We start from the raw sequence: 7676 nt of genomic DNA on the forward strand, positions 1-7676 counted from the left end.
GCCCCCGACTTGGCCGGCGCCGCCGCGTCGTCGGCGCGGTCCGCCGCCGGCCCCGCCGAGTCGTCGGCGTCGCCCCCGCCTCGTCCGTCGGCCGCGCCGGCCGAGGCCAGGCACGCGCCGAGGCCGACGGCGGTGAGCAGGACGGCCGGCAGCAGCAGCTCCCCGCGTTCGAGGGCGACGAGGACGGCCCCACCGACCAGCGCCACCGGCCCGAGCCACCGCCGGCCCCCCGGGCGCGGCGACGCCAACGCCGCGAACAGGAAGGCGCCGACCGCCACGGCGAGCGGGGCGGGGCCGAACAGCGGGACCGTGGCCACCCCCACGTCGTCGGCGGGATCCGAGCGCAGCAGCCCGAACTGGTACGACGTCGCCGTCCGGGCGACCGCCGGGGAGAGCGCCACCATGCCGGCGAGCAGCAGCGCCGGCCCGACCAGCAGCCAGCTCCGTACGCCGCCCGTCGCGGCCGGTGGTGCGGGCCGTGCCCGCCCCGCCAGGAACTGGCCCGCCAGGAAGAGCCCCGCCACGGCGACGGCCGCGAGCCACGCCGGCCAGTCCCCGAAGAACGCCGAGCGGTACGTGTCCAGCGCGGTGTGCACGACGGCGCCCACCGTCAACCCGAGCGCCAGCCCCGGTACGGGGCGGTCGGTGGTGGCAGCGGTACCGGCGAGCCAGACCAGCCCGGCGAGCAACCCGGCCGTGGCGAGCCAGAGCTGGGTCCGCCCGCCGGGCTGGCCGTTGACGACGAGGCGCGCGCCGGCGAGCAGCACGGCGGCGACGAGCGTGACGGGGCGGGCGCCGACCCGACGGACCAGCGCGGGCGCGGCCAGTGCGAGCAGGAACCAGCCGAACGCGAACGCTCCGAGCAGTTCGGCGGGGGTCGAGGCGGCCTGCCCGAAGATGGTGATGACCGCCGGCAGGAAGACACGCAGCACGTCGACCAGGAGCACGACGCCGAGGGCGAGGGTGACGGTGGTGAGGTGGCGGTAGCGCACGGGGGGCTGCCTTTCGCCGACCGGAAGGGGTGCGGCGATTCTGCGGGCGGGGCACGGTCGCGGTCAACGGTCGGGGGCGGACACGAGGAAGGGCGCCCACCGTCGGTGGACGCCCTTCGCCGTACCGCTCGACTCAGCGTTTGGTCGCGGCCTTCTTGGCCGTGCTCTTCTTCGCCGGCGCCTTCTTCGCCGCCGCGCTCTTGCTCGCCGTCGCGGCGGTCTTCTTCGCCGCCGTGGCCTTCGCCGCCGTGGTCTTCGTCGCCGGGGCCTTCGTCGCCGCGGCGGTCTTCTTCGCCGGGGCGGCCTTGGCGGTCGCGGTCTTCTTCGCCGCGGTGGTCTTGGCCGCCTTCGCCGCGGGTGCCTTCTTGGCCGCCGTGGTGGCCTTCGCCCCCGTCGCCTTGGCCCCGGCCGCCTTCGCCCCCGTCGCCTTGGCCCCGGCCGCCTTCGCCCCGGTCGCCTTCGCGCCGGTGGCCTTGGCCCCGGTCGTCTTGGCGGCCGCGGTGGTCTTGGCGGCCGCCGTGGTCTTGGCCGCGGCGGCCGTGGTCTTCTTCGCCGCCGCCGTGGCCTTCGGCACCTTGCCGCTGGCCACCATTTCCTTGAATCCGGCGCCGGGCCGGAAGGTCGGGACGGATGTCTTCTTGACCTTCACCGCCTCCCCGGTCCGCGGGTTGCGCGCTGTTCGGGCGCCCCGGACGCGCTTTTCGAACGCTCCGAATCCGGTGATCGCCACCTTCTCGCCCTTGGTGACCGCCGCCTGGACCTCAGCGAGGACCGCGTCGAGCGCGGCCGTCGCCGTCTTCCGGTCCCCCAGGCGAACGGCGAGCGCCTCGATGAGCTCGGCCTTGTTCACGACTTCCTCCCGATTGTGCAACTGACTCGACGCGAGCCATTCTGCGCGCACGGTATGCCCTGTGCTGCCGGGACACAAACATTCGGTGGAAAAAAGCCCTTGTGTCGTAACGGATTCGCCCCCGCCGGTGAGACCGACGGGGGCGGAAACCGCTGTGGGATCGGGCGTCCGGCTATGCGACCGAGGGCAGGAACGGCGGTCGGGTGGTCTCGTAGGTACTGATCTCCGCCTCGTGGCGGAGGGTGAGTCCAATGTCGTCCAAGCCCTCCAGCAGCCGCCAGCGGCTGAAGTCGTCCATCGGGAACGACCAGGTGGCCTCACCGACCCGCACCTCGCGGGCGGTCAGGTCGACGGTGACCGGGGTGTTCGGGTCGGCCTCGACGAGGTCCCAGATCTCCTCGACCGCCTTCAATTCCAGCTCGACCGGGAGCAGACCCTCCTTGAGGGCGTTGCCGCGGAAGATGTCACCGAAGCGGGGCGAGATCACGGCACGGAAGCCCCAGTCGCGCAGGGCCCAGACGGCGTGCTCCCGGGAGGAGCCGGTGCCGAACTCCGGACCCGCCACAAGAATCGACGCACCGGAATGGACGGGATCGTTGAGCACGAATTCCGGGTCCTCGCGCCAGGCGCTGAACAAGCCGTCCGCGAAACCGGTCCGGGTCACCCGCTTGAGGTACACGGCCGGGATGATCTGATCGGTGTCCACATTGGAGCGCCGCAGCGGCACGGCGGTGCCCGTGTGGGTGGTGAACCTCTCCATCTGGGTGCCCTTCTACAGGTCGGCGGGAGCGGCCAGCCGGCCCGCCACGGCGGTGGCGGCGGCGACCGGCGGGGAGACCAGGTGGGTGCGTCCGCCCCGGCCCTGGCGGCCCTCGAAGTTGCGGTTGGAGGTGGAGGCGGAGCGCTGACCCGGCGAGAGCGTGTCCGGGTTCATTCCCAGGCACATCGAGCAGCCGGCGAAGCGCCACTCGGCGCCGGCGCCGGTGAAGACCTTGTCCAGCCCCTCCGCCTCGGCCGCCTCACGCACGGCGGCGGAGCCCGGCACGACCAGCATCCGCACCCCGTCGGCGACCCGGTGCCCGCGCAGCACGTCCGCGGCGGCCCGGAGGTCCTCCAACCGCCCGTTGGTGCAGGAGCCGACGAAGACCACGTCGACCGCGAGGTCCCGCAGCGGGGTGCCGGGGCGCAGGTCCATGTACTCCAGCGCGCGCCGGGCGGCGGTCCGCTCGGCGTCGGTGACGAACTCCTCCGGCGTCGGCACCACCGCGCCCAGCGGCGCGCCCTGCCCCGGGTTGGTGCCCCAGGTGACGAACGGGGTGACCGCGCCGGCGTCCAGGGTCACCTCGGCGTCGAAGGTCGCACCCTCGTCCGTGGGCAGGGTCCGCCACCAGGCGAGGGCCGCGTCCCAGTCGGCGCCCTTCGGCGCGTTCGGCCGCCCCTTCAGGTACGCGAAGGTGGTCTCGTCCGGCGCGATCATGCCGGCCTTGGCGCCCCACTCGATGGACATGTTGGCGATGGTCATCCGCCCCTCCATGGACAGCGACCGGATCGCCTCGCCGCGGTACTCGACGACGTGCCCGCGGCCGCCGCCCGTGCCGACCTGGGTGATCAGCGCGAGCACCAGGTCCTTCGCGGTCACCCCGGGGGCGAGCTGTCCCGTGACGTTCACCGCCATCGTCTTCGGCCGGCTCTGCGGCAGGGTCTGGGTGGCCAGCACGTGCTCGACCTCACTCGTGCCGATGCCGAACGCGAGCGCGCCGAACGCGCCGTGGGTGGCCGTGTGCGAGTCGCCGCAGACGATGGTCATGCCCGGCTGGGTGACGCCGAGCTGCGGACCGATGACGTGCACGATGCCCTGGTTCTCGTCGCCCAGCGGGTGCAGCCGCACGCCGAACTCGGCGCAGTTGCGGCGCAGGGTCTCGATCTGCGTACGCGAGGTCGGGTCGGCGATGGTGAGCAGGTCGCCGCGCCGCTGCTGGAACGACGGGTCGGCGTATCCCGTCGGGGTGTTGTGGTCCTCCGTCGCGAGCGTGAGGTCGGTGCGGCGTACGCGGCGCCCGGCGAGGCGCAGCCCGTCGAAGGCCTGCGGGCTCGTCACCTCGTGCAGCAGGTGCAGGTCGATGAAGAGCAGATCGGGCTCGCCCTCGGCAGACCGTACGACGTGCGCGTCCCAGACCTTCTCGGCCAGGGTCCTCAACTCGGTAGTAGTGACTCCCACCATCTGGACATCCTAAATTCTGGGAGGTAAGTTTCGGCTTGTGGGACACAGTATGAGCGGTGTCGGCGTTCTCGACAAGGCGGTGGTCATCCTGGCCGCCTGCGTCGACGGCGCCAGCCTGGCCGAACTCGTTGAACGCACCAAGCTGCCCCGGGCCACCGCGCACCGGCTGGCGCAGGCGCTGGAGATCCACCGGATGCTGGTCCGGGACACCCAGGGGCGCTGGCGTCCCGGCCCGCGCCTGGGTGAGCTCGCCAACGCCGCGCCGGACGTGCTCCTGACCGCGGCGGAGCCGCTGCTGGCGGCGCTGCGGGACGCGACGGGCGAAAGCGCCCAGCTCTACCTACGCCGCGCCGACGAACGCATCTGCGTCGCCGCCGCGGAGCGGGCCAGCGGCCTGCGGGACACCGTGCCGGTGGGCTCGGTGCTGCCGATGACGGCGGGCTCCGCGGCGCAGATCCTGCTCGCCTGGGAGCCGCCCGAGGCCGTGATGCCGCTGCTGCCCCGGTCGAAGTTCACCGGCCGCACCCTCGCCGAGGTACGCCGCCGGGGCTGGGCGCAGAGCGTCGCCGAGCGGGAGGCCGGTGTGGCGAGCGTCTCGGCGCCGATCCGCGACCGCACCGGTCGGGTCATCGCCGCGATCAGCATCTCCGGCCCCATCGAACGCCTGGGCCGCCGGCCCGGCGAACGCCACGCGATGGCCGTGGTCCGGGCCGGCCAACGCCTCTCCGGCCTCTGACCCACCCCTGCCCCGCCCTTGCCCTGCCCTGCCCTGCCCCGCCCTTGCCCTGCCCTGCCCTGCCCTGCCCACCCGCCTGCGCCACCCGGCGGCCGCCGCGACCCCGCCAGCCCACCCCGATCGGGGTGATCAAGAGGTTTGCGCCCGATCCGGCGCCGAATCTCGACGAAATCTTCTTGATCGAGCCGTTCACAGCGCCACGGCGGGCACGGCGCCAACGCGGGGCAGGACGGTCAGGGGCGCCCCAGCAGCTCGGCCCGGACGGCTCGCGCCTCTGATCATGAGGTTGGCGGGAGCGAGGGAGATCATCTTCGCCGCCAACCTCATGATCACCGCGTGAAGTCGGGGTGGCGGGAGGGGTGGGACGCGAAACGGCCCGTTCCACCGGGGTGGGACGGGCCGTTCGAGATGTAGCCCCGACCGGATTCGAACCGGCGCTACCGCCTTGAGAGGGCGGCGTCCTGGGCCGCTAGACGACGGGGCCAAGACTTCACTGCTTCCACCGCCCTTGCGAGCGGTGCGGCTGTAGTCTAGCGGCGTCCCCTCGGAGGACGGAAATCGGGGCGACCGGGCGGGCGGCCCGGCACGCCACCACACCGACGACCAGGACCGGGCGACCGGGACCGGGTCGGCCGAGACCGCGCAACCGGTAACCGGATCGGCCGCAACCGCACACCGGCCGGGACCGCAACGGGTCGACGGGACCAGGCGCCAGCGACCGGGGCGGCCGGAACGCCGGTAGAGGGCGTCGGCGCGGGGACGGGAACGCGAAACGGCCCGCTCCACCGGAGTGGAACGGGCCGTTCGAGATGTAGCCCCGACCGGATTCGAACCGGCGCTACCGCCTTGAGAGGGCGGCGTCCTGGGCCGCTAGACGACGGGGCCAGAACTTACTTGCGGCACCGCTCTGCCGAACGGTGCCGCTGGACTCTACCAGAGAGAACCCCGACCCCCCGAGGGGGATCGGAGCCGTCTCCTACGAGATCCAGCGCTCGAGGCTCTTCCGAACCTCGACTGCGCTGGGGTACCAGGACTCGAACCTAGACTAACTGAACCAGAATCAGTCGGGCTGCCAATTACCCCATACCCCATTGGCCCCTTGCGGTGCCGGGAATGAACTTTACCCTCCCGGTGCCCGCAGGCCAAATCGAGCCCCCACAAACCGCATGTGACCTGCGGAAACAGGGCCTCGACGCGGATCAGGCGACGGGTACCACCGGGTTGGTCAGGTCCCCGATCCCCTCGATCCGCACGGTGACCGTATCCCCGTCCAGGAGCGGACTAACCCCGGCGGGCGTGCCGGTGAGCACCACGTCGCCGGGGAGCAGCGTCATCACGTGCGAGACGTACGACACCAGGGCCGGCACGTCGAAGACCATGTCGCGGGTCCGGCCGAGCTGGCGGACCTCCATCTCCTCGGGGTTGCGGCCCACCTCGCAGCGGATCTCCAGGTCGCGGACGTCGAGCCCGGTGGTGATCCACGGCCCGATCGGGCAGAACGAGTCGAAGCCCTTGGCGCGGGTCCACTGGCCGTCGGAGCGCTGGAGGTCCCGGGCGGTGACGTCGTTGGCGCAGGTGTAGCCGAAGATGGCCCGTTCGGCGGCGGCCCGGTCGGCCCGGCGGGCGCCCGGGGCGCCGATCACCACGGCCAGCTCGGCCTCGTGCTCGACCTGCTTGGAGAAGATCGGCAGCCGGATGGCGTCGCGGGGCCCGATCACGGAGGTGGACGGCTTGAGGAAGAGCAGCGGCCCCTTGGGCACCTCGCTGCCGTGCTCGGCGGCGTGCTCGGCGTAGTTGCGGCCGACGCAGACGACCTTGCTGGGCAGGATCGGCGAGAGCAGGCGGACGTCCGACAGCGCCCAACGGGCGCCGCTGAAGGTGAGCTGGCCGAACGGGTGGCCCTCGATCTCGGCGACCGTCAGGCCCTGCGGGCCCGCCTCCGGTTCGCCCTCGACAACCCCGAACGACATTCCCTTGGCATGAGCAAAACGAGCGATACGCACCAGGCCAATCTAGCCCCGGCGGCCCGCGCCTCGGCCGAGGCCGCAGTCAGGCGCGCCTCCGGCGGTCGGTGGCCCACCCGGGGAAGCCGGGAGAACACCCACGAGACCGGTGACACGGCACCACGGAGGCCGCAGGGGCGGTACCACGGGGACCGCAGGGGCGCACCGCGCCGGCGGGACGGGCGCACCCTACGCCACCGGCCGCTCACGGGGGCGGAGTTCGCGACTTCGTACCCGCCCGGCGTCGTCGCGCCCCTAGCGTCGGCTCCGGAGGTTCGTTCGTATGCCTGCATCGACACGACACCACAGGGCCCTCGCAGTGTTCGTACACTGCCTCGGCATTCTCGCCGCCGTACCGGCACTGCCCGCGGCGGCCGCGCCACCACCGGTGGTCGCGCCGACCCCGCAGCCGGCGATGCCGTCGGCGCCGCCGGCGGTGCCCACCCCGACCCGGGCCGCCCCACCGGTGGCGAAACCGCCGGTCACGGTCGCGGTGGTGCCGGAGAGCACGCCGGCGCCGCGCTACCGCATCCAGGTCCGCAACAGCGGAGGTACGCCGGTGGACACCACGGTCCGGCAGGAGCTGCCGCCCGGGGCCTCGGCGACCGCCATCACCGACGGGGGCCGGGCCAGCCGGAGCGCCGGGCAGTCGGCCACCGAGGTGACGTGGCAGCTGAAGCTGCCCGCCCGCAGCACCACCACCCTGGGCACGTCGCTCACCACGGCCGCCCCGGCCCGGCCGCTGACCGCGCCGGCCTGCGCCTTCGCCCGCGACGGCAGCCGGCCGTACGACTGCGCGACCGCGACCTGGAACGCGGGCGCGCCGGCCGCGGCCTCCGAGCGGGCGGAGGCGCCGCCGTGGCGCCGGGCGCCG

At 73.4% G+C, this 7676-nt stretch carries 5 protein-coding genes, 3 tRNA genes and 2 pseudogenes; 2 read left to right on the top strand and 8 right to left on the bottom strand.

The features are described 5' to 3' along the window. From V6U77_RS29220 to leuC, 4 genes and pseudogenes are all read right to left on the bottom strand, one after another. Positions 1-992 (bottom strand): annotated as a pseudogene (locus V6U77_RS29220) (endonuclease/exonuclease/phosphatase family protein); the annotation flags it as partial. A 133-nt stretch (positions 993-1125) separates the two neighbouring features. Continuing rightward, complete coding sequence (locus V6U77_RS29225) at positions 1126-1842, bottom strand: HU family DNA-binding protein (RefSeq protein ID WP_334609977.1); 717 nt, start codon at positions 1840-1842, stop codon at positions 1126-1128. Between the two features lie 172 nt (positions 1843-2014). Continuing rightward, entirely contained in the window at positions 2015-2602 is a 588-nt protein-coding gene (gene leuD, locus V6U77_RS29230) for a 3-isopropylmalate dehydratase small subunit (RefSeq protein WP_334609974.1), read from the bottom strand. A 12-nt stretch (positions 2603-2614) separates the two neighbouring features. Continuing rightward, positions 2615-4063, bottom strand: coding sequence for a 3-isopropylmalate dehydratase large subunit (leuC, locus tag V6U77_RS29235; protein WP_334609975.1), 1449 nt, complete (start codon positions 4061-4063; stop codon positions 2615-2617). Positions 4064-4112: 49 nt separating this feature from the next. Between leuC and V6U77_RS29240 the strand changes: the two genes are divergently transcribed. After that, positions 4113-4799: an IclR family transcriptional regulator gene (locus tag V6U77_RS29240; RefSeq protein ID WP_013284529.1), complete on the top strand. Its 687-nt coding sequence runs from the start codon at positions 4113-4115 to the stop codon at positions 4797-4799. Positions 4800-5210: 411 nt separating this feature from the next. On the opposite strand, the gene V6U77_RS29245 is transcribed toward V6U77_RS29240, so the two are convergent. From V6U77_RS29245 to V6U77_RS29260, 4 genes are all read right to left on the bottom strand, one after another. Beyond that, positions 5211-5283: transfer RNA gene (locus V6U77_RS29245), tRNA-Glu, on the bottom strand. Between the two features lie 328 nt (positions 5284-5611). Beyond that, positions 5612-5684 (bottom strand) — tRNA-Glu (locus V6U77_RS29250). A 134-nt stretch (positions 5685-5818) separates the two neighbouring features. Then, a tRNA-Gln gene (locus tag V6U77_RS29255) sits at positions 5819-5890 on the bottom strand. Positions 5891-5998: 108 nt separating this feature from the next. Beyond that, entirely contained in the window at positions 5999-6802 is an 804-nt protein-coding gene (locus V6U77_RS29260; protein WP_334609976.1) for a fumarylacetoacetate hydrolase family protein, read from the bottom strand. A 283-nt stretch (positions 6803-7085) separates the two neighbouring features. Here V6U77_RS29260 and V6U77_RS29265 point away from each other — a divergent pair. Next, positions 7086-7676 (top strand): annotated as a pseudogene (locus V6U77_RS29265) (hypothetical protein); the annotation flags it as partial.

Origin of the sequence: Micromonospora sp. CPCC 205546 (genome assembly GCF_036902715.1) — a bacterium.
Lineage (GTDB): Bacteria > Actinomycetota > Actinomycetes > Mycobacteriales > Micromonosporaceae > Micromonospora.

What these genes read in the sequence shown, in the direction of transcription:
- leuD (WP_334609974.1), bottom strand. Translation starts at nt 2,602, where the DNA reads ATGGAGAGGTTCACCACCCACACGGGCACCGCCGTGCCGCTGCGGCGC.
- V6U77_RS29240 (WP_013284529.1), top strand. Translation starts at nt 4,113, where the DNA reads ATGAGCGGTGTCGGCGTTCTCGACAAGGCGGTGGTCATCCTGGCCGCC.
- leuC (WP_334609975.1), bottom strand. Translation starts at nt 4,063, where the DNA reads ATGGTGGGAGTCACTACTACCGAGTTGAGGACCCTGGCCGAGAAGGTC.